This is a genomic window from Jeongeupia chitinilytica (assembly GCF_014652315.1).
In the GTDB taxonomy this organism is placed as follows: domain Bacteria; phylum Pseudomonadota; class Gammaproteobacteria; order Burkholderiales; family Chitinibacteraceae; genus Jeongeupia; species Jeongeupia chitinilytica.
In genome coordinates, this window is sequence record NZ_BMYO01000002.1 from 228,865 (window position 1) to 253,219 (window position 24,355).

Consider the following 24,355-nt stretch of genomic DNA (forward strand, 5'->3'; position numbering starts at 1 on the left):
GCTGCCGGATGAAGGGCATCTCCGGTGCGTCAACCGTTCCCAGGAGATGAGCATGCAACACGGATTACCGGCTCCCGATGCGCGCGGCGCGCTGCGCGTGCCGCTGGATTGCAAGGTTCGGCTGCGCAGCGCCGACGGTCGCTCGCACTATGGCGTCTGCGCCGATCTGTCGGTCACCGGGCTGACCGTGCGCACGGCCTTTGTGCCGCAGGAAGACGAGTTGCTGGAGGTGTGCGTGCTGCCGCCGCCGCAGGGCGGTCGAACGCACCCGCTGTCGGCGCGCGCGCGCGTGGTGCGTTGCCATGCGGTGGACGACGAATGCTACGAGCTGGGACTGGCGATCGAGGAAATTCTCGGGTGAAGGTCGCGTGGGGGCCGGTTTTGCTGTGGCCGCTGGTCGCCCTGGCGCAGCCCGATGCCATTCGCGCCGATGTCGTCCGCCATGGCGACATCGTGATGCTCAACGTCGAGTTCGCCGTTGCGGTGCCGCAGGCGCTGGCATGGGAAGTGATGACCGACTTCGACCACATGACGGCCTTCCTGCCGCAGTTGGACGAAAGCCGCGCGGTGGTCACGTCGGCCAACCACCTTGAAGTGCACCAGCGCGGTCATTATTCCGTTGTCGGCTTGCCGTTTTCGTATGAGTCGGTCCGCGATGTGAGTCTGCAGCCGATGGCCGAAATCCGGGCGCGAACACTCGAAGGCAATGCGGGCAGGATGGAAAGTATTTGCGATCTGCAGCAGCGTGGCGAGCAGACCGTAGTAAAATACCGCGCCGATTGGACGCCCGGCTCGGTCTGGCAGGCCGCCATCGGTACGGATTTTCTCAAACAGCAACTGGTTCGCCAGTTCGACGCGATGCAGCAGGAAATGCTGCGCCGCAAGGCACACCCCAATGCACCGGTTCCGGTGCCCTGAGTCTCCATGCGTCTGCTTACGCTCAAAATCGATGTCGACACCTATCGCGGCACCCGCGAAGGCATTCCCCGGCTTGTAGACCTGCTGCAACGTTTCAACGCCAACGCAACCTTTCTGTGGAGCCTCGGTCCGGACCATACCGGCCGGGCGATCAAACGGGTATTCCGTCCGGGTTTCATGAAGAAGGTATCGCGCACGTCGGTGCGGGAGCATTACGGCATCAAGACCCTGCTGTACGGCACGCTGTTGCCCGGGCCCGACATCGGCAAACGGTGTGCGCCGTTGATGCGCGAGGTCGTTGCGGCCGGTTTCGAGAGCGGCGTGCATACCTGGGATCACATCCGCTGGCAGGACGGCGTCGCCGACGCCGACGAAACGTGGACCGCTGCCGAGCTCAACGCGTCGATCGAGCGTTATGTCGAGATTTTCGGCGAACCGCCACAAACGCACGGTGCGGCGGGCTGGCAGATGAATGCGCATGCCTACCGGCTCGAGCAGCGCCTAGGCATGCGTTACGCCTCGGACGGCCGCGGCACCCATCCGTTCTGGCCGATGGTCCGTGGCGAGCCGGTCCGGGTGCCGCAACTGCCGACGACCCTGCCGACGCTGGACGAACTGATCGGCATCGACGGGCTGACACCAGACAACGTCCACGAACATCTGCTGCGGCTGACCGAAGCCGAAACGCGTTTCGGTCATGTTTACACGCTGCACGCGGAGCTGGAGGGCATGAAGCTGTTGCCGGTGTTCGAGCGGCTGCTTGCCGGCTGGCAGGAGCAGGGCTATCAGTTCGTCAGCCTTGGCGAACATTGTGCTGCGCTGGACCTGGGCCAGCTGCCGTATCACGAAGTTCAGATGGCCGAGATTCCCGGTCGCAGCGGTGTGCTTGCCGTGCAGGGACCGCAGTTCCTGTAACCGGACGAGTACCCGAAAAGAACAACGCCGGCATTTGCCGGCGTTGTTGCGTCAGGAGGCGACCAAACGGGCCGTGCCCGGCCCGCTGCTGCTACTTGCTGGCCTTGACGATGTTCATCGCCGTGGCGACGACGCCGGCGACATCGCTGACGTTGCCCGGCAGCAGCATGGTGTTGCCTTCCTTGGCGATCTTGCTGAATGCGTCGATATAGCGTTCGGCCACCTTCAGGTTGACCGCTTCGATTCCGCCACCGGTTTCGATCGATTTGCCGACGGTTTCGACCGCTTCGGCGGTGGCGTGTGCGACCAGACGGATTGCCTGCGCCTCACCGGTGGCGCGATTGATTGCGGCCTGCTTCTCGCCTTCGGACTGGTTGATCGCCGCCTGCATGTCACCCTGCGACTTCTGGATCGCCGCTTCGCGCTGACCGCTGGCAAGGTTGATCTGCTGCTGCTTCACACCTTCGGATTGCGCAATCAGTGCGCGCTTTTCCCGCTCGGCCGTAATCTGTTTCTGCATCGAGTGGAGGATTTCCTGCGGCGGCGTCAGGTCCTTGATCTCGTAGCGCAACACCTTGACGCCCCAGTTCGACGCGGCCTCATCGAGCGACAGCACCACGGCGCGGTTGATGTCTTCGCGTTCCTCGAAGGTTTTGTCGAGTTCGAGCTTGCCGATGACCGAGCGCAGCGTCGTCTGCGCCAGTTGGGTAATGGCGAGCACGTAATCGCTGGCGCCGTACGAAGCAAGCTTGGGATCGCGAACCTGGAAATACAGGATGCCGTCGACCTGCAGCTGGGTGTTGTCGCGCGTGATGCAGATCTGGCTCGGCACGTCGAGCGGAATTTCCTTCAGGTTGTGCTTGTAGGCAACACGATCGATGAAGGGGACCACGATGCGCAGACCCGGCTCGAGGACGTCGTGAAAGCGCCCGAGTCGTTCGCGGACCCAGGCCTGCTGTTGCGGGACGATTTTCAGCGTCTTGGAAATGAAGATAACGACGATGACCGCAAACGCGACGACGAACTGCAGCGACATAAACGACTCCATCAGGGTTGGTGGGGTGGTTCGGCATCGAGCAGCAGGGTATTGCCCCGCTGGCCGACAATGTAAAACCGGGTCAGGCCGCGATCGGCCGGATTTGCAAACTCTGCATCCCAGTCTGCGCCACGGTAGCGGACCCGGGCGTGGCGTGAGTCGATCCAGCGCTCGATCGTGACAAGGTGGCCGAGGTCGAGCGCGTTGCTGTCACCGCCTTGCCGCGGGGGCTGTCGGTGTTTCCAGCGGCGCAAGCCTGCAACGGCTGCCAGGCTGGCAAGGGTGGCGACGGCGATCTGCAGCGCTACGGATACCGACAGCGCCGCAGCGACGGCTCCAGCCAGAAGTCCGACCGCAATGGCCAGCAGATAGAAGGTACCGCTGAGCATTTCCAGCCCGACCAGCACGGCGGCGGCAATCAACCAGAGAGTGATGGGAGTCATGATCAAGTCAGATTCTTCAAAGGTGAGCAAGTTCCCTTTGTTTGGCCTGCCGTTGCTTCAGGTATAGCAGGCCACCGTTCGCCGGGCTCCGGAACAAAAAACGGTGACCTGTGGATCACCGTTTTTGTCATGCGGTTCAACCACCGATCGTGGTCAGTCCGCCCATATACGGCTGGAGTACGGCCGGTACGGTAACGGTGCCATCGGCATTCTGATAGTTCTCCAGCACGGCGACCAGCGTACGGCCGACCGCGAGGCCCGAGCCGTTCAGCGTGTGGACCAGTTCGTTCTTGCCGGCGTCGTTCTTGAACCGGGCCTGCATGCGGCGGGCCTGGAACGACTCGCAGTTCGAGCAGCTCGAAATTTCGCGGTAGGTGTTCTGTGCCGGCAGCCAGACTTCGAGGTCGTAGGTCTTCGCGGCCGAAAAGCCCATGTCGCCGGTGCACAGCGCCACAACGCGGTAGGGCAGTTCAAGCTTCTGCAGAATCGCTTCGGCATGGCTCACCATCTGTTCCAGTGCGGCGTACGACTGCTCCGGTGCGGTGATCTGCACCATTTCGACCTTGTCGAACTGGTGCTGGCGGATCAGGCCGCGCGTATCGCGACCGGCTGCACCGGCTTCGGAGCGGAAGCACGGCGAGTGCGCGGTCAGCTTGACCGGCAGTTCGTCGGCCTTGAGGATGGTGTCGCGGACGGTATTGGTCAGCGAGATCTCCGAGGTCGAGATCAGGTACTGCGTCTGACCGTCGGTGCCACCGCGTTCGACACGGAACATGTCGTCGGCAAATTTCGGCAGCTGGCCCGTGCCGTACAGCACTTCCGGATTGACGATGTAGGGGGTATACGCCTCGGTGTAGCCGTGCTCTTCGGTCTGGGTATTGAGCATGAACTGCGCGAGCGCGCGGTGCAGTCGGGCAATCTGGCCGCGCAGCAGCGTGAAGCGCGAGCCCGACAGCCTGGCGCCGGTTTCGAAATCCAGACCGTGCGGCGCACCGACGTCGACATGGTCGCGAACCTCGAAATCGAAGCTGCGCGGCGTACCCCAGCGACGGACTTCGACATTGCCGCTTTCATCGTCACCGGCCGGGACCGACTCGTGAGGCAGGTTCGGCAGCGTCAGCAGCAGACCGTTGAGCTTGTCCTGCAAGGTCGAGAGGGCCGATTCGTTGGCGGCCAGTTCGCCCTTGAGGTTCTCGACTTCGGCCAGGATCGGAGCGACGTCCTCGCCTTTGGACTTGGCGATGCCGATCTGCTTGGACACGCTGTTGCGCTTGGCCTGCAGGTCCTGGGTCGCGGTTTGCAGGGTCTTGCGTTCGGCTTCGAGTGCGGCAAAGGTTGCAGCATCGAAAGCAAAGCCACGGGCGGCGAGGCGGGCAACGACACCGTCGAGGTCGTTGCGGAGCAGATTGATGTCGAGCATGGGCTGGATTCTTGTCGTTTATCGAGTGATGCGGATGACGTTCATTCTACACGAAGCACCTTAGGACTTTCCGCGGTGCTCGGCCAGCCAGGCCGCGTCCAGCTCGGCAAGGTGGTGCAGTTTTTCGGCAATCCTGCCTTCAAGGCCGCGCGGCGTCGGCTGGTAGAAGCGGGTGCCTTCGAGTCCTTCGGGCAGGTAGGTTTCGCCGGCGGCATAGGCTTCGGGCTCGTCGTGGGCGTAGCGGTACAGTTTGCCGTAACCGAGCTCCTTCATCAGCCTGGTGGGTGCATTGCGCAGATGCTCGGGAACCGCGTGCGATTTGTCCTTGCCGACCATGGCGCGGGCGGCGTTGTAGGCGTTGTAGCCGGCATTGGATTTGGGGGCGACCGCGAGGTAGATCACTGCCTGCGCCAGCGCGAGCTCACCCTCGGGGCTGCCGAGGCGCTCGAACGTGGCGGCGGCGTCGTTGCAGATCGTCATTGCGCGCGGGTCGGCAAGACCGATGTCTTCCCACGCCATGCGGACGATGCGCCGCGCCAGGTAGCGAGGATCCGCGCCGCCGTCGAGCATCCGGCAGAACCAGTACAGCGCACCGTCGGCGTTCGAGCCGCGCACCGATTTGTGCAGCGCGGAGATCTGGTCGTAAAACGCGTCGCCCCCCTTGTCGAAGCGGCGGTTGTTCAGCGTCAGCGCATCCTGCAGAAATGCGGCATCAAGGCTCCGGCGATTTTGCGCGCCAGCCGCATTGGCCGCCTGCTCGACCAGATTGAGCAGGCGGCGGGCATCGCCATCGGCATAGCCGGTGAGCAGCGTGACCGCATCGGACTGGAATTCGAGGTCCGGATAACACTGCGAATTCGCCCGGGCGACCAGTTCGGCGAGCGCGTCCTCTCCGAGTGCCTTGAGCACATAAACTTGCGCGCGTGACAGCAGTGCTGCGTTGACTTCGAACGACGGGTTTTCGGTTGTCGCGCCGATGAACGTGACAAGGCCCGATTCGACGAAGGGCAGGAAGGCGTCCTGTTGCGACTTGTTGAAGCGGTGGACCTCGTCGACGAACAGGATGGTCCGGTGCCCGCCGGCACGATAGTGCTCGGCCTGCTCCATGGCGGCGCGGATGTCCTTCACGCCGGAAAAGACCGCCGACAGTGGAATGAACTCGGCCTTGAACGCGCCGGCCATCAGCCGTGCCAGCGTCGTCTTGCCGACACCGGGTGGTCCCCAGAAAATCATCGAATGCGGCTGACCCGAGGCGACGGCAAGCGCGAGCGGCTTGCCGGGTGCCAGCAGCTGCGGCTGGCCGATGACGTCGGTCAGCGTTCGCGGGCGCAGTTTCTCGGCCAGCGGCTCATGCGTATTCTGCTCGCCGGCGAAGAGGTCATTCCTCGACGACATCGACGTCCTTCGGTGGGGTGAAGCGGAACAGATCTGCAGACTGCTTCGGATTCTGCGTGAGTCCGCTGAAGAACACCTTGGTCGTCTGGCCAAAATGGTCCTGCAGCTCCATCGCCACGACCTGAGCATTCTTCAGGCCGAGGCGAATGCTGTCGAAGGTTGACTCCTTGCTCCTGGGAATAGCTTCAACCCAGCTCAGGCCGTCGCGATTTGCCAGGTTCCTGAGCGTATAGGTTTTGTCGAGCGCGTTGTCGCCGGCGAGCAGCGCCGCCGGACTGCTTTCGAGCGCAGCCGAAAGCTGCTTCGACGTAGCCTGGCGCAACTCCGGGTCGTAAAGCCAGACCCGTTTGCCATCGCCGACAATCAGCTGTTCATAGGGTTTGCGGTAGCTCCAGCGGAATTTGCCGGGGCGCTGGATTGCGAAGTCGCCGTTGCTGATTTGCGTCGGCGCACCGGGCTTGCCCGACACCACCTGGTTGAACTGGCCCTGCACGCCCGAAGTGGACGACAGAAAACGCTTCAGGTCGCTGACCCCGTCGGCATGGCCCAGAGCCGAAACGGTCAATGCCAGCGCGGGAAGCCATCGGACGATCTTCATGCTTGCTCCGTAAGGCTGAAAAATGAAAAAGCCCCGCCAAGGGCGGGGCTTCGGGACGGAACCGGAATTACTTGGTTGCCGGAACAACAACTTCCTTCACGCCCTTGACTTCGATTTCGACGCGACGATCCGGAGCCAGGCACTCGATCAGCTGCTTGCGAGCCTTGATCTTGTTGCAAGTATCGCCGGTCACCGGGTCAGCCTTGCCGCGGCCTTCGGCGCGGATCTTGTCAGCCGGAGCGCCCTTGCCGACGAGGTAGTCGACAACCGATTGAGCACGCTTCTGCGACAGGGCGTTGTTGTACTTGTCCGAACCGATGCGGTCGGTGTAGCCAACGACAACTGCTTCGCCTTCCTTCGGATCGAAGTTCACGACGTCTTGGTACAGCTTGTCGAGAGCGTCCTTGCCGGCCGGCTTCAGGCTTGCCTTGTTGAAGTCGAACAGCACGTCAGCTTGCAGGCTGAAGGTCTTGTTCTTCACGACCGGAGCCGGAGCCGGAGCAACCGGCGCCGGGGTAGCGGCAACAGGTTGCGGCTTCACGTAGCCGTCGCAGCCTTCCACGGTCGCTTGGTCCTTGCTCCACGTGCCAGTGCGCCAGCATTCGCCGATCGAGTTCTTCACCACGCCTTCGACGTTGGTCGGCGCCACGTTGGTGCCGTTGGTGCTGTAAGCGGTGGTAGCGGCGATGGCCGAACCCATGCTCAGTGCCGAAACGACAGCAAGGGACATCATGGTTTGCTTGAGCGACAGCATAGTTTTTCTCCTGGTAAATTTGGATATGGTGTTTGAACCAACCAAGCTTGTTGTTTCTGGATATACCTGACAACAGCCCTGCGTCAAGGCATTTTTTTTCCAAAACCCCGCCCATTCTAATGTCGTGCGAACAAGGGCGGCAAATGAATTGCGCGTGAATTTTTGTTGCCATGGCAACGAAATTGGAGCGCGCTGACTGCCATGTTACACTGACTGCGCACGGTTTTGCGCGGTGCTTGACGCATTTGCCAATTCCGCACACTCAAGTAATTCTCTTTCCCCGCGCTTGCAGCGCCCAGCGATTGACCTGGAAGATGTCCGAACAGCCTAGCTTCGCCAAAGAAACGATCCCTGTCAGCCTTGAAGAGGAGATGCGCCGCTCCTACCTCGATTACGCAATGAGCGTCATCGTCGGGCGTGCGCTTCCCGATGTGCGCGACGGTCTGAAACCGGTGCATCGGCGCATCCTGTTCGCGATGCATGAAAGCAACAACGTGTGGAATCGCGCGTATGTGAAGTGCGCTCGCGTCATCGGTGATGTGTTGGGTAAATACCACCCGCATGGCGACTCGGCGGCCTACGAGGCCCTCGTGCGGATGGCGCAGGACTTCTCCCTGCGTTACACGCTGATCGACGGGCAGGGCAACTTCGGTTCCATCGACGGCGACAATGCGGCCGCGTACCGGTACACCGAATGCCGGCTGGAAAAGATCTCCAGCGAGCTGCTGGCCGATATCGACAAGGAAACCGTCGACTTCACGCCGAACTACGACGAGAAGGAACTCGAGCCGACAGTACTGCCGACGCGGATTCCGAATCTGCTGATCAATGGCTCGTCGGGTATTGCGGTCGGCATGGCGACCAATATTCCGCCGCACAATCTGAATGAAGTGATCGACGCCGCGCTGGCTCTGCTGGCCAATGCCGAGCTGACCGTCGACGAACTGATCGACATCATTCCGGCGCCGGACTTCCCGACGGCGGGGATCATCTACGGTGTGCATGGCGTGCGCGAAGGCTACCGCACCGGCCGTGGCCGTGTGGTGATGCGTGCCCGCACCCACTTCGAAGATGTGTCGCGCGACAAGCAGGCCATCATCGTCGACGAGCTGCCGTACCAAGTGAACAAGGCGCGGCTGCTCGAGCGCATCGGTGATCTGGTACGCGAGAAGTCGCTCGAAGGCATCAGCGAAATCCGCGACGAGTCGGACAAGTCCGGCATGCGCGTGGTGATCGAGCTCAAGCGCGGTGAAGTGCCCGATGTCGTACTGAACAATCTGTACAAGCAGACGCAGCTGCAGGACAGCTTCGGCATCAACATGGTCGCGCTGGTCGACGGCCAGCCGCGCCTGCTGAACCTGAAGCAGGTGCTCGAGTGCTTCCTCAAGCACCGTCGCGAAGTGGTCACGCGCCGTACCGTGTTCGAATTGCGCAAGGCGCGCGAACGCGGCCATATCCTCGAAGGTCTGGCCGTTGCGCTGTCGAACGTCGACGAAATCATTGCACTGATCAAGGCTGCGCCGACGCCGGCCGAAGCCAAGATCGGCCTGATGAGCCGGACGTGGCGCTCGACCCTGGTCGAGGAAATGCTCGCGCGTGCCGATGCCAGCGCCTCCCGCCCGGACGGCCTCGATGCGATTTACGGCCTGGGCGAGGACGGATACCGGCTTTCCGAAGCGCAATCGCAACGCATTCTGGAAATGCAGCTGCAGCGCCTGACCGGCCTCGAGCAGGACAAGATCGTCGCCGAGTACAGGGAGATCATGGAGAAGATCCTCGATCTGCTGGACATTCTGGCGCGGCCGGAGCGGGTGACACAGATCATCGCCGACGAAATGAACGAGGTGAAGGCAGCCTTCGGCGATGCACGCAAGTCCGAGATCATCGCTCACGGCGAAGACCTGTGCCTTGAAGACCTGATCACGCCGCAGGATATGGTCGTTACGCTGACGCACGGCGGCTACATGAAGGCGACGCCGACCGACGAATACCGGGCGCAGAAGCGCGGCGGTCGCGGCAAGCAGGCGGCGGCGACCAAGGAAGACGATTTCATCGACCAGCTCTTCGTCGCCAATACCCACGATTACATCCTGTGTTTCAGCTCGCGCGGCCGGGTCTACTGGCTCAAGGTCTACACGCTGCCGCAAGGCGGCCGTACCAGCCGTGGCAAGCCGATCGTCAACCTGCTGCCGCTCGAGGAAGGCGAAAAGATCAACGCGGTGCTGCCGGTCAAGGAATTCAGCGACGACCAGTACATCTTCATGGCGACCGCAGACGGCACCGTGAAGAAGACGCCGCTGACCGACTTCTCCCGCCCGCGGACTGCCGGCATCATTGCGATCAACCTGGACGAAGGCAATTACCTCGTCGGTGTGGCACTGACACGTGGCGCCGGCGGCCCGGTGCTCGATGACGATGCGGCGAGCGACGATGAAAGCGTGGTCGACGACGAGCACGGCGACGAAGATCAGGCGGTCGAAGGCGACCAGATCATGCTGTTCTCCGACGCCGGCAAGTCGGTCCGCTTCAGCCAAAGCAAGGTCCGGCCGATGGGGCGAAACTCCAAGGGCGTGCGCGGCATGAAGCTGGGTGAAGGACAGAAGCTGATTTCGCTGCTGGTGGCGAACTCGGATACCCAGATGGTGCTGACGGCCAGCGACGGCGGTTACGGCAAGCGGACCCCGGTGGGCGATTTCCGCCTGACCAGTCGCGGCACCCAGGGCGTGATCGCAATGGACCTGACCGAGAAAACGGGCCTCAAGCTGGTCGCGGCGAGTCTGGTCGAAGAGACCGACGACGTGATGCTGATTACCACCGGCGGCGTGCTGATCCGTACCAAGGCCGACCAGATCCGTGAAACCGGCCGGGCCGCGCAGGGCGTGCGCCTGATCAACCTCGACGAGGGCGAATTGCTGTCGGGTCTGGAAAAAGTCTGCGAAACCGATTCCGATGACGAAGAGGGCGGTGACGAAGCCGCCGATGCCGTGGAGCAAACCGATGCCTGATGCAGCGCGAGCGGTCCCGTCCTACTTTCCCGAGGTCATGGCTTGGTTCGAGGGGCTGCCGCAGTGCAGAACCCTCGGCCTCAAGCATGTCGCGTCGGAAGCGGGCAAGGTCACGCTCGAGCTGCCTTTTCAGGATGCGCTGATCGGCAATCCGGAAACGCGCGTCGTTCATGGTGGTGCGGTGACGACATTGATCGATACCGCCAGCGGCACATCGCTGTTCACGCTGCTGCCCGGTCCCGAAGCGATCGCCACGCTGGACCTGCGCATCGATTACCTGCGCCCGGCCAAGCCAGACGCACCGATCTATTGCACGGCCGAATGTTATCGTCTGACCGAGCACATCGCGTTCACCCGGGCAACGGCCTTTCAGAACGACATTGCCAAGCCGGTGGCTTATGCGGTGGCAACGTTCGCGCGCGGTACCAGCCACGGCAAGGAGGCATGATGACGCCCGCCATCAACAGCATTGCCGACCTGAGTGCCTTGCTTGCCAGGATTCCCTACGCCGGTCTGATCGGCGCCGAGGTTCGCGACGACAATGGCAGCCCGCTGTTCGTCCTGCCGTTCCGCGAGTCCAACATCGGCAACTCGCTGTTGCCGGCGCTCCATGGCGGCGTGATCGGCGGTTTCCTCGAGAATGCCGCCGTACTGCATCTGATGTGGGCGCACGAGGCGTCGGTACTGCCGCGCGTGGTCGACTTCTCGCTCGACTACCTGCGTGCCGGTCGTCCGCAGGACCTGTATGCCCGCTGCGAAATCGTCCGTCAGGGGCGACGCGTGGCCAATGTGTTGATGACTGCGTGGCAGGAGAGCGAGACGAAACCGGTCGCCACCGCCCGCGCCCACTTCCTGCTGGCCTGAGCCCGGGAAAACGAATCACCGGCCTTGTAGAGCCGGCCTACCGAGAGAACGAAACATGAGCCCAGTGTTCAATTTCAGCGCCGGCCCGGCCGTACTGCCGCGCGACGTACTGTTGACCGTGCAGGACGAGCTGGTCGACTGGCACGGTAGCGGCATGTGCGTGATGGAGATGAGCCACCGCGGTCGCGAGTTCACCCAGATCATTCACGAAGCCGAAGCCGATTTGCGCAAGCTGCTGAACATCCCGTCGAATTACCGGGTGCTGTTCATGCAGGGTGGCGCGCATTTTCAGTTCTCGATGTTGCCGCTCAACCTGTCACGCGAAGGCGACACGGTCGATTACGTCAACACCGGGCACTGGTCGAAGATCGCCATCAAGGAAGCGCGCCGCTTTGCCAATGTCCTCATTGCGGCATCGGGCGAAGAGAGCCATTTCAGCAGCATTCCGGCCGAAGCGAGCTGGCAGCGCAGCGCCAACGCGGCGTATCTGCACTACTGCTCGAACGAGACCATCGGCGGTGTCGAGTTCCCCTTCATTCCGCACTCGGAAGTTCCGCTGATCTGCGACATGTCGTCGAACATCCTGTCGCGTCCGGTCGACGTGTCGAAATTCGGCCTGATCTACGCCGGTGCGCAGAAGAACATCGGTCCGTCGGGACTGACGCTGGTGATCGTGCGGGAAGACCTGCTCGGCCATGCCCGGCCGTCGACGCCGACGATGCTCGACTACAGCGTGCACGCCGATGCCGAGTCGCTGTACAACACGCCGCCGACTTTCGGCATCTACGTGGCCGGCATGGTCTTCAAGTGGCTGCTCGAACAGGGCGGCCTGGCGGCCATCGAGCAGGTCAACATCGAGAAGGCTGCGCTGCTGTACGAAGCGATCGATGCATCGAACGGCTTTTATACCTGCCCGGTGGAGAAGCCCTTCCGCTCGCGCATGAACGTGCCGTTCATGCTGCACGACGACGCGCTGGACGACGCCTTCCTCGGCGATGCCAAGGCGGCGGGGCTGCTGCAGCTCAAGGGCCACCGTTCGGTCGGCGGCATGCGTGCGTCGATCTACAACGCGATGACGCTCGATGGCGTACAGACGCTGGCGTCGTTCATGCGCGAATTCGCGCGTACCCACGGATAAACCCATGGCAACAGGACAAGGATCGGGCGGCAACGTACTGGCCGCGCTGGCAAGTTTCTTCGTACCCGGCCTCGGGCAGTTGCTGCAGGGGCGGCCGCTGATCGCACTGCTGATGTTCGTGCTGGCCGGCGCACTGTGGTTCATTCTCATGGGCTGGATCATTCACTTGTGGTCGATCATCGATGCGGCCCGTTTCGAGCCGAACAAATGACCGAACAGGAACAACAACTGAAGGTGCACCGCGACGCGATCGACGCCATCGACGCGCAGGTGCTCGAACTGCTGAACCAGCGCGCGCAGCATGCCCACACGATCGGCGAGATCAAGGGCGGCGGCATCGTCTACCGGCCGGAACGTGAAGCGCAGGTATTGGCACGGATCCGCGAGCTCAACCAAGGGCCGCTGTCGGACGAGACGGTGGCGCGGCTGTTCCGTGAAATCATGTCGGCCTGTCTGGCGCTGGAGCGGCCGCTGACGATCGCCTTCCTCGGCCCCGAGGGCACGTTCAGTCAGGCGGCGGCGATCAAGCACTTCGGCCATGCTGCTGCAACGCAGGCCTGTGCGTCGATCGACGACGCGTTCCGCGCCGTCGAAGCGCGCGCCGCCGACTATGTCGTTGCGCCGGTCGAGAATTCGACCGAAGGCGCGGTCGGCCGGACGCTGGACCTGATGGTGAGTTCGCCGCTGAAGATCTGCGGCGAGGTGGTGCTGCGGATCCACCATCACCTGCTGCGTGCCAGCCCGACCAAGGACGGCATCAAGCGCGTGTATTCGCACGCGCAGAGTCTGGCGCAATGCCACGAGTGGCTGAACCGCAACCTGCCGGCCGAAGTCGAGCGGGTGTCGGTGGCGAGCAACGCCGAAGCCGCGCGTCTGGCCAGCCTCGATCCGACCGCCGCGGCGATCGCCGGCGATGCGGCGGCCGAGAAGTTCCAGCTGGTGAAACTGGCCGAGAACATCGAGGACGAGCCGAACAACACCACACGCTTTCTCGTCCTCGGTTATCAGGACGTGAGCAAGAGCGGCCGGGACAAGACCTCGCTGGTGATTTCGGCGCCGAACAAGCCCGGTGCGTTGCATGCGCTGGTCGAACCGCTGGCGCGTCACGGCGTGTCGATGACCAAGTTCGAGTCGCGCCCCAGCCGCACCGGCCTGTGGGAGTACCTGTTCTTCGTCGACGTGGAGAGCCACGCCAGCGATGCGAACCTGATTGCCGCACTCGACGAACTGCGTTCGACGTCGGCCTTCGTCAAGGTGCTCGGCGCCTATCCGCAAGCGGTGCTCTGAGCACGCTGCCAGCCATTCGACAGGCCCGGTCCATACCGGGCCTGTTTCATTCTGAAGGGAGATCGGACAATGAAGTCGGTAGTGGTTTTCTGCGGTTCGCGCCACGGCGCCCGTCCCGAATACGCCGAAGCGGCGCGCACCCTCGGCCGTCAGCTCGCCGAGCGGCAGATCGCGCTGGTCTATGGCGGCGGCAATGTCGGGCTGATGGGTGACGTCGCGCAGGCCTGTCTCGGCGCCAGTGGCCGCGTTGTCGGTGTCATTCCCGAGTTCATGGTCGAGCGGGAGCTGGCGCTGGCAGAATGCACGGAGCTGCTGGTGGTCGACTCGATGCACACGCGCAAGGCGAAGATGGCCGACATCGCCGACGGATTCATCGCCATGCCCGGCGGATTCGGTACCTTTGACGAACTGTTCGAAATCCTGACCTGGTCGCAGATCGGCCTGCATGGCAAACCGGTCGGCGTGCTCAACACCGCGGGTTACTTCGACCAGCTGCTCGGCTTCATTCGCCAGACCGTGACCGAAGGTTTCGTGCGCGAAACGGAGGCCGAACGCATTGCCGTGGCCGACGATCCGGCCGCGCTGCTCGATACCCTGGCGGCCACGCCGGTACTGCCGGCGCGCTGGGCCAAGGCGGATCTGTTGAAAAAGAGCTGATTCGGCTGCCCCTCGTTCACGACTGATTCGCGGTACCTGTCCACATTCCAGAAAGCAGGGAAAAAGCATGCTTGCCGAACTCGCGCCCCATCATATCCGCGCCATCGCGCCTTACCAGCCGGGCAAGCCGATCGGCGAACTCGCACGTGAACTGGGTCTCGATCCGGCAACCATCGTCAAGCTGGCGTCGAACGAAAACCCGCTCGGCATCGGGCCGAAGGCGAGGGCGGCGGTCGAACGTGAACTTGCCGAGCTGGCGCGGTATCCGGACGGCAGCGGCTACGAGCTCAAGGCGAAGATCGCGCGGAAGTTCGGCGTCGGCGAAGCGCAGATCGTCCTCGGCAACGGTTCGAACGACGTACTCGACCTGATTGCCCGCACTTTCCTGACTGCGGGGGATTCGTCGGTGTACTCGCAGTATGCCTTCGCGGTCTACCCGCTGGCTGTACAGGCGATGGGGGCCGAGGGCATCGCGGTGCGGGCAGTCGACTACGGCCACGACCTGGAAGCGATGCGTGCGGCCATCCGGCCGGATACCAAGATCGTCTGGATCGCCAATCCGAACAATCCGACGGGAACCCTCGCGCGACCGGGCGATCTGATCGAATTCCTCGAGCTGTGCCCGGCCCATGTGCTGGTCGTGCTCGACGAGGCGTACACCGAATACCTGCCGCGCGAAAAGCGTTCGGATTCGATTGCCTGGCTGCGGCAGTTTCCCAACCTGATCGTCGTACGGACCTTCTCGAAGGCCTACGGGCTGGCCGGCCTGCGCGTCGGCATGGCACTGGCATCACCCGAGGTCGCCGACCTGCTCAACCGGCTGCGCCAGCCGTTCAACGTCAACAGTCTTGCGCAGGCGGCCGCTTGCGCGGCACTCGACGACGATGCGTTCCTTGCCGAATCGGTCCGCGTCAACCTGGCCGGCATGGCGCAGCTGACCGCGGCATTCCAGCGCATGGGGCTGTCGTTCATCCAGAGTTACGGCAATTTCGTCACCTTCCATTGCGGTGACGCCGGGCTGCTGAACCGCTTCATGCTCGAGCGTGGCGTCATCGTCCGGCCGCTGGCCGGTTACGGTCTGCCGAACAGCCTGCGCGTGTCGATCGGTCTGCCCGAGGAGAACGCCCGCTTCATCGCCGTACTCGAAGAAGCCATGGACGACTGAATCGCCGGCCGGTTTCCGCTGGGGTTGCAGCGGCCGGGCCGAAATCTGCTCGCTTCCGGAAGCGGGCGATACTAAGTTTTCTCTATCCCATCAACCGGAACCCGCCTGCGTGCGGTTTGTTTCAAGGAGCACATATTGTCGCTGAACACGATACCTCGCTGGACCTGGGCGCTGCCCGTGATTGCCTGGGGGGCGATGTTTGCGTCGCCGTTTGCCGGCGGCGCGACGCTATTCCTGATGCTGGTCGGTGTGGCACTGGCCGGTACCGTCTTTGCCGCGGTTCACCATGCTGAAGTCGTGGCGCACCGGGTCGGCGAGCCGTTCGGTACGCTGGTGCTGGCACTCGCGGTCACGGTGATCGAGGTCGCGCTGATCATCTCGGTCATGTTGCCCGGTGGTGAAGCCAAGGCCGCGCTGGCACGCGATACGGTGTTCGCGGCCATCATGATCGTCTGCAACGGCATCGTGGGTCTTTGCCTGCTGCTCGGCGGCTTGCGGCATCGCGAGCAGGACTTCCAGCTGCGCGGCGCCAGCACGGCGATGACGGTGCTTGCGTCGCTGGCGGTGCTGACGCTGATCCTGCCGAGCTATGCGCAGGCGATGCCGGGACCGTTTCTCGGGTCGACCCAGCTGGCGTTCATCGGCGTCGTCTCGCTGCTGCTCTACGGAACCTTCGTGTTCGTGCAGACGATCCGGCATCGCGATTATTTCCTCGCGGAAGGTCCGAACGAGGACGTACATGCGGCGCCGCCGAGTCTGAAAGTGACCTGGATCAGCGTCGGCCTGCTGCTGCTGTGCCTGGTCGCCGTCGTCGGTCTGGCCAAGGTGCTGTCGCCGGCGGTCGAGCTGACCGTGGCGAACGCCGGTGCGCCGGAGGCCGTGGTCGGCATCGTCATCGCCGGCCTGGTCCTGCTGCCCGAAGGCATTGCCGCGGCGCGTGCTGCACGTGCCGACCGGCTGCAGACCAGCCTGAATCTCGCGCTCGGTTCGGCGCTGGCGACCATCGGCCTGACGATTCCGACCGTGGCGATCATTTTCGTCTTCACCGGCAAGCCGCTGCTGCTGGGGCTGCCGATGAAGGAAACCGTGCTGCTCGGCCTGACGCTGCTGGTCGGCTCGATGAGCCTGGCCACCGGGCGGACGACGGTGCTGCAGGGCATCGTGCATCTGGTGATCTTCGCGTCGTTCTTCTTCTTCGCCGTCATTCCCTGACGTTGCGGGATGCGGCCGCGTTCCGGTCGCAAGACGCAAAAAAAGCGCCCCGACAGGGCGCTTTTTCTTTTGGGCTGCCGCTTACTTCTTCAGCAGGTCGCGGATTTCTCGCAGCAGTTGCACGTCCTCCGGCGTGGGGGCCGGCGCGGCGGCCGGCTCTTCGCGCTTGAGCTTGTTCATCGCCTTGACGACCAGAAAGATCGCGAAGGCGACGATGATGAAGCTGATCATGGTGTTGATGAACACGCCGAAGTTCAGCGTCACCGCGCCGGCTTTCTGTGCGGCGTCGAGCGAGGCGTAGGGGCCGGGGATCTTGCCGTCCGACAGTGTCAGGAACAGGTTGGCAAAGTCGACCTTGCCGATCAGGAAACCGAGCGGCGGCATGATCACGTCCTTGACCAGCGAGTCGACGATCTTGCCGAATGCCGCGCCGATGACGACACCGACCGCGAGGTCGATGACGTTGCCGCGCATGGCAAATTCCTTGAATTCCTTGAACATCGTGTATCTCCGTTATTGTGGGCAAAGCGGTACGGCCGTCATGACGGCCGGATTGCTGTAAGCCTAGTGAGCGCGACCGAATGCTGTCAACGCACTTTGGTACGTGTCAGGTAGCAGGTAATTTCTTCGCGATCGTGGTAGAGCTGCTTGGCGCTCAGTTCGTAGTCGATGCCGGCGCTGTACAGCGCGTTGTCGATCAGGTCGAAACAGCGTTCGATTTCGCTCCAGCGCTTCTTCATCGGCAGCTTGAGGTTGAACACCGCGTGGCGCACATGGCCGCGGGTGAACCAGTCGGCGACCAGCTGGGCGATGCGCGCCGGTTGTTCGACCATGTCGCACACGAGCCAGTCGACCGGATGCGGCGGGCGGAACTTGAAACCGTCCTGGCGCAGGTGCTTCACGTGCGGGTGGATCGCCATGTCGCCCTTCATCGGACCGTTGTCGATCGCGAACACCTTGAGGCCATGGGCGACGAGCTGGAAGGTCCAGCCACCCGGTGCCGCGCCGAGGTCGACACCGACCATGCCCGGCTTCATCTTCGCCTCGGCATCGGGCACCAGCAGCATCAGCGCTTCGGCCAGCTTCAGCGTCGAGCGGCTCGGTGCGCCGGTCGGCATGCGTACGCGGGCAATACCCAGCGGCCACGGGCTGGCCAGCGCCGGTTTGGCGACGCTGATCCAGACCTCGGACATCGAGGTGAAGAACAGGTGCAGCCGGTGGCGGCCGCGACGTGCGTCGAGTGCCTTGCGCTTTTGCAGCGCGGCTTCGACGATGGCACCGAAGCGCTTGCAGAAACCCGAAAGCGGCTTGCCGGCGTCGCTGTCCGGATGCTCGAGCCACACGGCCTGCCACGGTGCGGCATAGCGCGCATCCAGTGCGTCGAGCGCATCGGTGATCGGCGTCAGCCGGTCGCGTTCGCCGAGCTCGACCCTTGCGAGCGCCAGCAGCACCTGGCGCGTGAAGATCAGCCGGGTGACGTCGAGCGTCTGGTGCAGTTGCGTCAGCTCGTAGCTGTCGTCGGCCTCGAACACGACATAGCCGACACCGACCTGCCAGCGGCCATCGAGCGGATGGCGCGCTGCGAATTCCTGTTGGCAATCGGCTTCGAAACCGGGTCGGCAATACAGCAGCAGGGCGGGATTCATCGCGGCGACTCGCAAAACCGCAGAGGATAACGCATTTGCCGCCGCCGGGGCGGTGCATAAGACCAAGGGCGGCGCACGGTGCTAGGCTGAAAAACGTCGGTCAGGAAGGGACGAGCCATGCCTGCGCGCAGCGAGGCGATACCCGTGCCGGGCAGCCGCGTTGCCGTGGTCGGTGCCGGGCTGGCCGGGCTGCTGACGGCCGCACTGCTGGCGAGGCAGTACCGGGTAACGCTGTACGAGGCCAGCGGCGATCGGGCAGGCCGTGTTGTCGATGTCACCCTCGACGGGCAGTCATGCGTGGTCGATGTCGCGTTGCCGATGTTCTGTGCGGCCAGCCCGAAACTGAAGGCGCTGCTGGCTTCGCAACGGGTGGAAACACGCGATTGTGCCGCGACGCTCGGGGTGTCGATCGATGCGGGCCGGCTCGAGTGGGGAGATCCGGGACACCGGTTCGCGCAGCGGCGCCTGCTGTTGTCACCGGGGTATCTGCGTCTGCTTGCGGACGTCCGGCGCTTTCGGCGCCATGCCGATACGCTGCTGCTCGACGCAATCGTCACCCGCTATAGCGTGAACCGATTGCTGGCGCAGGCCGGCTACGGGACGGCATTCCGCGACGGCTATCTGCGCCCGCTCGCTGCGGCGCTGTGGCAGGCGCCGCACATCGATTTCGCCGGGCTGCCGGCGGCCGTGCTGCTGAGACGGTTCATCGACCACGAACGCCTCGGCCGGCGCTGGTGCAGCGTCGTGACGCCGGGATGGCAGACGGTGCTGGCGGGGGGGATGGACGACTTCCGTGCCGCCACGCCGGTACTCGCGGTCCGGCGCGAGCCGCTGGGCGTGCTGATCGAAACCGCCGGGCAGGTCGACCGGGTCGACGCGGCGGTGATGGCGCTGAAATCGCCGCAGCATCTGCTGGTCGATGCCGACAGCGCCGAAACGGCCGCGCTGGCCGCGCTGGGTTTCCGGGCCGCGTCGTTCTGCCTGCACAGCGACCGGCGGCTGCTGCCACGCCGGCGCGCGGTCTGGTCCGTCGCCAACTGGCTGCAACGCCGCGACGGTGCGGCCTGCCTCAGTCTGGATTTGAACCGGCTGCAAGCGCTGCCGTTCAGAACGCCGTTGTTGCTGAGCATCGATCCGCTGGTCGCACCGGCACGGATGATCTGCAGCGTCGAGCGCCGTCTGCCGGTACTCGACCATGCAGGCAGACAGGCGCAGGCAGAGGTCGATGCGCTGCAAGGCCACCGTGCGACCTGGTACGCGGGCGCATGGACCGGCGACGGTCTGGCCGAAGACGCCATCGTGTCGGCGCTGCGCATCGCCGCCGCTTTCGGCACCAGCCCCGACTGGGATCGCTGATGCGGAACCGATGCCGGTCTACGCGGTCATTTCCGGTTGCATCCTTCCGGTTCCGCCCATGTCCAACCACAGCGACTTCCCCGAGCTAGCGACTGCTCGCTTCGTGCTGCGCGAGTTCGTCCAGTCCGACATTGACGCGGTGTTCCGCGGCTTGTCGCACCCGCAGGTGATCGCGCATTACGGCGTGTCGTACGCAACGCGCGACGACACGCAGCAGCAGATGGACTGGTTCCGGCAATTGGTTGTCGAGCAGCGCGGCATCTGGTGGGCGATTGGTGATGCCAATGCACCAGCGACTCTGCTGGGCGCCTGCGGGTTCAACGACCGGGATCACGATCATCGTCACGCCGACATCGGCTACTGGTTGCTGCCCGAGTTCTGGGGGCGCGCGGTAATGCGCGAATGCCTGCCCGCAATGCTCGACTACGGCTTCGGCGCACTGGCGCTGCACCGGATTGCCGCGGAGGTCGAACCGGAAAACATCCGCAGCAGCAGCCTGCTGGTCGACTTGGGTTTCGTGCACGAAGGCACACGGCGCGAGTGCGAGTTCAAGGACGGCCGCTTCCTCGACCTGGCTGACTACGCGCTGCTGCACCGCGAGTGGCGCGGTACCGGGCGTTAGTCCGCCAGATACTTGGCGTCGTCGAAGGTCACGACCCACTGCGGCCGGTAGATCACCAGCAGCGCCAGATTGGTGCCGGTGGTGAACGCTTCGGGCCAGCCCATCAGGAAGTAGTACGGCAGTTGCTCGGTCAGCAGGAAGTCGAACGTGTACGGGCCGAACGTTGCCAGCAGGCCGCAAGTCAGTAGCCCGACCAGCCACATCGACAGCGCCGCGGCGGCAAAGGCGTTGAGGAAGATGTAGACGAAGTAGTTCAGCGGCAGCCTTGTCTGCGCCAGCCGCAACAGGGCCTGCGTCAGCAGGCAGGGCAGCGCGGCAGTGATCAGCCACGACAGGCCGAACGCGCCCCAGTCGGCGTGGCCGAAGCCGGTGTCGATGGCCAGCGCGGCGGCGAGGCCGAGCAGCGCGCGGTCCCGCCCGGCGATCAGGGTCAGCGCGGTGGCGCCGATCAGGTGGAAGCTCAGTCCGGGCTGGATGTTGGCCTTCATCTGCCAGAACAGCAGTGCGGCGACGGTGGCGCCCAGCCAGCCGGTGATGGCCGACTGCGACAGCGCAAACCAGGGGACCCGCAGTGCTGCACGAAGCAGCAGCAAAACGGCCGCCATCCACGACAGGGCGAGCAGCCAGAGCGGAAATTGCGAGGAAACGAAATTCATGCCGGAACGGGAGCAAGGCGACAGCCGGCATCTTAGTGCAGCCGCCAGTCACTTGCAGCCGCCAGACGGCCCGCGTTGCGCGGATGGGGGCGCGCGCCGTGGTGACGTCCTGCGCGTGCGACTGGCGCCGGCCGTGCCCTAGTGCGGCGCGTAGGGCACGCCGAGGTCCCAGCGCGACTGCCAGTGCGCCATGTACTGCCGGGTGATGTCGGGCATGTCGCGCAGGACGACGACGTTCTCGGAATTCTCGGTCTCGGCCGATGGCGCGTAATTGAACGAGCCGGTTTCCACCGTCTTGCCGTCGACGATGATCACCTTGTCGTGCTGGATGTTGTAGTGATCGTCGACCCGCAACTGCACGCCGTGCCCGGTGACGTACTGCATCGCCGACTGGCTGGCCTTGCCCTGGTTGCGTTTCTTGTCGACGACGACCCGGACGTCGACGCCGCGCGCCTGTGCGGCGACGAGCGCCTGCATGATGTCCGGTGCGGTGAAGCTGTAGGCCATCATCCGGATGCTCGCGTTCGCGCTGCCGATGAGCTGGAGCACCATCGCCTGTGCAGAGCCTTCGGGTGAAAAGCCGACCTCGACGCCAGGCGCCGCCGGCGACAGGGCAGGAAGGCCCAGAAGCGTTGCAAGGGCGAGGGGACGGAACCAAAGGGGAGATTTCATTGCGATGATGCTCCGGTCTGATCCGGCAACGATACGCCTGTCCGGCGTGCGCCGCGGTAGGGTGCCACAATTAACGCTTCACCGGCCGGACGCGAGCGTCGTCGGGCTACCGGTGCCAAGGTGCGCTTCGAGGCGGTGCAGTCCTACGTCCGGCCTTGACGGTTGCAGGCAGGCAAAATCAACCGTGAAAACGATCTTGTACGGAAAGTTCTGCATTGAGGCTGGCAGATCGTGCGCCATGGCCGGACAAGCCGGAAAACACATCCGCGACTGTCACCTCATTTCCTGTGGATGGCGCAATCTGTTAAACCTGATAGAGTATTTCATTCAGTGGATGTAAGCTTTCTCGGTGCGCTGGCTGTAGTGACGGTAGCGCAGGCAATCCCTTACCTATGCAAGCAAGCGAGTTCTTGGTGTGTTTTCGGTGTTATCCGACATGTCCAAATACATGACCTACCTCCCTGCAGCGCGCTTCCCAGCTGGAGGATAAGGAACGTTGCGTACCGCAAAAACACCCGGAGTGCCGACTGTCGGCCGTGCTATCCGACAGTTGTCGCGATATTTTTTTATGCACCATGGTGCATACACCACGTTAGATGGCACGACATGGCATCGATCGAGTTCACCGGAATAAGAGATGATCAAACCTTAGCGATGGCTGCGGTTTTTAATCTCATTGCCGAGGGTAAGCTTAAGGGCACAATAGATGAGGTCGCCCTTAAAGAAGTGCTCGGCGAGCTTTACAATACCAAATTCATTCACACCAAAGTTGAGTCTGACTACTGGCTAGAACGATGGAAATTCAACCCAAATGTAGAGGCCCCTTGGGATTTTGGCTCTTGGGTTGATGCATTCATCAATGCTGACATTGAACTCAGGGAGTTAAAGTTTATCGATCATAGCTCCGGGAAAATTACTTTATTACAGCTTGCGTGCCCAAGTGGCGGCATTGACGCGACTGAGGAAATTGTCCGAATTTTTGGTGGAAGAATCACGGCAAATCACGCCATCTAACACTTCAGTCAACCGGGACCGGCTAAAGCCGGCCCGTTACTTCAAACGTTAGGTTCACACTTACTTTCCTGCATTGGAGAAATGCTATGGAACAACAGATTACTCACGAACAATTGATCAAAGAAATTGGTGAGAAGATAAATAAAATACGCGCTTACACTCCACGGGTTGGCGTTTTTGGCAATTCCGGGGTTGGAAAATCAAGCCTATGTAATGCTTTGTTTGGTAAAGATGTTGCAAAAATAAGCGACGTCGAAGCTTGCACACGTGAACCACAGGAAATTTTACTCGGTTCAGAAAATGGTGGAATAATTCTTGTTGATGTTCCCGGCATTGGCGAAGATCCAAATCATCAAAAAGAATACACCTCGCTATACAAGAGTCTAGCTCCTGAGCTTGATTTAGTCCTTTGGGCAATTAAAGCCGACGATAGAAACTATGCGTCGGCACTAGATTCATACCAAGAGGTATTTTCATCAAATGAAACAGTACCACCAGTTTTATTTGTCATAACACAAACAGATAAAACCAATGACACCGATGATTGGAATCATCAAGAATACAAACCAGGCGGCACCCAAATTGGAAATATTGCCATTAAGGAAAATGATGTTTCCCGGCGCTTTGGCGTTACTGCAAAGCAGATAATCTCTGTAGCCGCCTCATCAAAAAAAGGAAAAGCATACAATCTCAAAGAGCTTGTTGATCTCGTTGTGGAGGCCCTCCCAAACGAAAAAAAGTACTCATTCACGCGCGAAGCAAAACAAGAAAACGTAAGCGAAGAGGCAAGAAAAAGCGCTGAAAAAGGCATATGGGATTCAGTAAAAGACTTAGCGGGAGAAGCTTTTGATGCGGTAAAAGAAAAGGTCGCAGATGTGATTATTGCTTCTGCCCCAAAAATACTTGCTACTGTAGGCAAGTGGATCAAAAGCTGGTTTTAAGCCTAACACTTCATTCAACCCGGACGGGCTAACGCCCGCCGGTTAATTTCAACGTTAGGTCCCACCATGTCTGACGTAGCAACAATACTCGAACAGTTAGTTGACAAGCCTTGCCGGGGAGCTCGACACGGCCACGGCTCCTTCATCACGGCCGAATTTGGCGCACCACAACTAATGGTTAGAGAAGGCATACCTACTGCGAAATATGAATCTTTACAACGCAGAAAAATAACCGTGAGTGGCCAGTGGCATCTCTGTATATATTGCTGCAACTGGATATACGAAGAATTTGACCAAATTCTCGCTCACTCAGAAAGCACTGATATAGAAATTCATCAAGCCGTAGAACGCCTGGATAGTCTGAAATTAATACAAGTAGAGATTGCTTCGGCGTCCGGTGCAACTACGTTTCTATTTGAAGGTGGCGGGCAACTTCGCACTACACCGTACGATTCTGAAGAGGAGTTATGGTATCTCCATATTCCTACTCAAGAGGTTCTTAGCATTAAGGGAGGAGGTTTAGTAAGCCTGCGCTCAAGCACGACAGTATGTGGCGAAGAGCATTGGCTCCCTCTTGAGCAAGACCTAACACTTCGCTCAACCGGGACCGGCTAAAGCCGGCCCGTTATCTCAAACGTTAG

27 protein-coding genes are annotated in these 24,355 nt (G+C 62.1%); 17 read left to right on the plus strand and 10 right to left on the minus strand.

Annotated features, from left to right (window positions below; all coding sequences use genetic code 11):
* Nucleotides 1-52 precede the first annotated feature (52 nt).
* From IE097_RS04120 to IE097_RS04130, 3 genes are read left to right on the plus strand one after another with little or no spacing between them, the layout of a single operon-like run.
* Complete coding sequence (locus tag IE097_RS04120; protein ID WP_189458878.1) at nt 53-361, plus strand: PilZ domain-containing protein; 309 nt, start codon at nt 53-55, stop codon at nt 359-361.
* Nucleotides 358-918, plus strand: a complete 561-nt coding sequence (locus tag IE097_RS04125) for an SRPBCC family protein (RefSeq protein ID WP_189458879.1) — start codon at nt 358-360, stop codon at nt 916-918. The genes IE097_RS04120 and IE097_RS04125 overlap by 4 nt, the downstream gene beginning before the upstream one ends.
* Nucleotides 919-924: 6 nt before the next feature.
* Nucleotides 925-1,833: a polysaccharide deacetylase family protein gene (locus IE097_RS04130; RefSeq protein ID WP_189458880.1), complete on the plus strand. Its 909-nt coding sequence runs from the start codon at nt 925-927 to the stop codon at nt 1,831-1,833.
* A 91-nt stretch (nt 1,834-1,924) separates the two neighbouring features.
* On the opposite strand, the gene IE097_RS04135 is transcribed toward IE097_RS04130, so the two are convergent.
* The 6 genes from IE097_RS04135 to IE097_RS19525 form a co-directional block, all read right to left on the minus strand.
* Complete coding sequence (locus IE097_RS04135) at nt 1,925-2,869, minus strand: SPFH domain-containing protein (RefSeq protein WP_229797420.1); 945 nt, start codon at nt 2,867-2,869, stop codon at nt 1,925-1,927.
* An 11-nt stretch (nt 2,870-2,880) separates the two neighbouring features.
* Entirely contained in the window at nt 2,881-3,312 is a 432-nt protein-coding gene (locus IE097_RS04140; protein WP_189458882.1) for an NfeD family protein, read from the minus strand.
* Nucleotides 3,313-3,448: 136 nt separating this feature from the next.
* Entirely contained in the window at nt 3,449-4,732 is a 1,284-nt protein-coding gene (gene serS, locus IE097_RS04145) for a serine--tRNA ligase (protein ID WP_189458883.1), read from the minus strand.
* A gap of 60 nt (nt 4,733-4,792) precedes the next feature.
* Nucleotides 4,793-6,127, minus strand: coding sequence for a replication-associated recombination protein A (locus IE097_RS04150; protein ID WP_189458884.1), 1,335 nt, complete (start codon nt 6,125-6,127; stop codon nt 4,793-4,795).
* Nucleotides 6,111-6,725, minus strand: coding sequence for an outer membrane lipoprotein periplasmic chaperone LolA (lolA, locus tag IE097_RS04155; protein ID WP_189458885.1), 615 nt, complete (start codon nt 6,723-6,725; stop codon nt 6,111-6,113). The genes IE097_RS04150 and lolA overlap by 17 nt, the downstream gene beginning before the upstream one ends.
* A gap of 67 nt (nt 6,726-6,792) precedes the next feature.
* Entirely contained in the window at nt 6,793-7,479 is a 687-nt protein-coding gene (locus IE097_RS19525; protein WP_189458886.1) for an OmpA family protein, read from the minus strand.
* A gap of 314 nt (nt 7,480-7,793) precedes the next feature.
* Here IE097_RS19525 and gyrA point away from each other — a divergent pair, with 314 nt between their 5' ends.
* From gyrA to IE097_RS04205, 9 genes are all read left to right on the plus strand, one after another.
* Nucleotides 7,794-10,484, plus strand: coding sequence for a DNA gyrase subunit A (gene gyrA / locus IE097_RS04165; protein ID WP_189458887.1), 2,691 nt, complete (start codon nt 7,794-7,796; stop codon nt 10,482-10,484).
* On the plus strand, nt 10,477-10,932 hold the full coding sequence (locus IE097_RS04170) for a PaaI family thioesterase (protein ID WP_189458888.1): 456 nt from the start codon (nt 10,477-10,479) through the stop codon (nt 10,930-10,932). The genes gyrA and IE097_RS04170 overlap by 8 nt, the downstream gene beginning before the upstream one ends.
* The gene (locus IE097_RS04175) at nt 10,932-11,348 is read left to right on the plus strand and encodes a PaaI family thioesterase (protein ID WP_308429677.1); all 417 of its coding nucleotides are present in this window, start codon (nt 10,932-10,934) and stop codon (nt 11,346-11,348) included. The genes IE097_RS04170 and IE097_RS04175 overlap by 1 nt, the downstream gene beginning before the upstream one ends.
* Before the next feature lie 55 nt (nt 11,349-11,403).
* Nucleotides 11,404-12,486 (plus strand): 3-phosphoserine/phosphohydroxythreonine transaminase, encoded by a 1,083-nt coding sequence (serC, locus tag IE097_RS04180; RefSeq protein ID WP_189458890.1) that lies wholly within the window; start codon nt 11,404-11,406, stop codon nt 12,484-12,486.
* A gap of 4 nt (nt 12,487-12,490) precedes the next feature.
* Nucleotides 12,491-12,697 carry a hypothetical protein gene (locus tag IE097_RS04185; protein WP_189458891.1) on the plus strand — a complete coding sequence of 69 codons (207 nt, stop codon included), beginning with the start codon at nt 12,491-12,493 and terminating at the stop codon, nt 12,695-12,697.
* Entirely contained in the window at nt 12,694-13,773 is a 1,080-nt protein-coding gene (gene pheA / locus IE097_RS04190) for a prephenate dehydratase (protein WP_189458892.1), read from the plus strand. The genes IE097_RS04185 and pheA overlap by 4 nt, the downstream gene beginning before the upstream one ends.
* A gap of 69 nt (nt 13,774-13,842) precedes the next feature.
* Entirely contained in the window at nt 13,843-14,430 is a 588-nt protein-coding gene (locus IE097_RS04195; protein ID WP_189458893.1) for an LOG family protein, read from the plus strand.
* A 67-nt stretch (nt 14,431-14,497) separates the two neighbouring features.
* Nucleotides 14,498-15,595, plus strand: a complete 1,098-nt coding sequence (gene hisC, locus IE097_RS04200; protein ID WP_189458894.1) for a histidinol-phosphate transaminase — start codon at nt 14,498-14,500, stop codon at nt 15,593-15,595.
* Between the two features lie 135 nt (nt 15,596-15,730).
* Entirely contained in the window at nt 15,731-16,807 is a 1,077-nt protein-coding gene (locus IE097_RS04205; RefSeq protein ID WP_229797421.1) for a calcium:cation antiporter, read from the plus strand.
* Between the two features lie 81 nt (nt 16,808-16,888).
* Here the strand turns inward: IE097_RS04205 and mscL are convergent, their stop codons facing one another.
* Together mscL and rlmM are read right to left on the minus strand one after the other, a co-directional pair.
* Nucleotides 16,889-17,308, minus strand: a complete 420-nt coding sequence (mscL, locus tag IE097_RS04210) for a large conductance mechanosensitive channel protein MscL (protein WP_189458895.1) — start codon at nt 17,306-17,308, stop codon at nt 16,889-16,891.
* Nucleotides 17,309-17,394: 86 nt separating this feature from the next.
* Entirely contained in the window at nt 17,395-18,453 is a 1,059-nt protein-coding gene (gene rlmM / locus IE097_RS04215; RefSeq protein WP_189458896.1) for a 23S rRNA (cytidine(2498)-2'-O)-methyltransferase RlmM, read from the minus strand.
* Nucleotides 18,454-18,570: 117 nt separating this feature from the next.
* On the opposite strand from rlmM, the gene IE097_RS04220 reads away from it, so the two are divergent.
* Nucleotides 18,571-19,809 (plus strand): NAD(P)-binding protein, encoded by a 1,239-nt coding sequence (locus tag IE097_RS04220; RefSeq protein WP_189458897.1) that lies wholly within the window; start codon nt 18,571-18,573, stop codon nt 19,807-19,809.
* Nucleotides 19,810-19,867: 58 nt separating this feature from the next.
* A complete protein-coding gene (locus tag IE097_RS04225; protein ID WP_189458898.1) occupies nt 19,868-20,431 on the plus strand; it encodes a GNAT family N-acetyltransferase in 564 nt (187 codons plus the stop codon).
* On the opposite strand, the gene IE097_RS04230 is transcribed toward IE097_RS04225, so the two are convergent.
* Nucleotides 20,428-21,087: an energy-coupling factor ABC transporter permease gene (locus IE097_RS04230; RefSeq protein ID WP_189458899.1), complete on the minus strand. Its 660-nt coding sequence runs from the start codon at nt 21,085-21,087 to the stop codon at nt 20,428-20,430. The genes IE097_RS04225 and IE097_RS04230 overlap by 4 nt on opposite strands.
* A 138-nt stretch (nt 21,088-21,225) precedes the next feature.
* The gene (locus IE097_RS04235) at nt 21,226-21,759 is read right to left on the minus strand and encodes a phospholipase D family nuclease (protein WP_189458900.1); all 534 of its coding nucleotides are present in this window, start codon (nt 21,757-21,759) and stop codon (nt 21,226-21,228) included.
* 606 nt (nt 21,760-22,365) lie between these two features.
* Between IE097_RS04235 and IE097_RS04240 the strand changes: the two genes are divergently transcribed.
* The 3 genes from IE097_RS04240 (at nt 22,366) to IE097_RS04250 (ending at nt 24,329) form a co-directional block, all read left to right on the plus strand.
* The gene (locus IE097_RS04240; protein WP_189458901.1) at nt 22,366-22,773 is read left to right on the plus strand and encodes a hypothetical protein; all 408 of its coding nucleotides are present in this window, start codon (nt 22,366-22,368) and stop codon (nt 22,771-22,773) included.
* An 86-nt stretch (nt 22,774-22,859) separates the two neighbouring features.
* Complete coding sequence (locus IE097_RS04245; RefSeq protein WP_189458902.1) at nt 22,860-23,714, plus strand: GTPase family protein; 855 nt, start codon at nt 22,860-22,862, stop codon at nt 23,712-23,714.
* Nucleotides 23,715-23,780: 66 nt separating this feature from the next.
* Nucleotides 23,781-24,329 (plus strand): hypothetical protein, encoded by a 549-nt coding sequence (locus IE097_RS04250; RefSeq protein ID WP_189458903.1) that lies wholly within the window; start codon nt 23,781-23,783, stop codon nt 24,327-24,329.
* Nucleotides 24,330-24,355 lie beyond the last annotated feature (26 nt).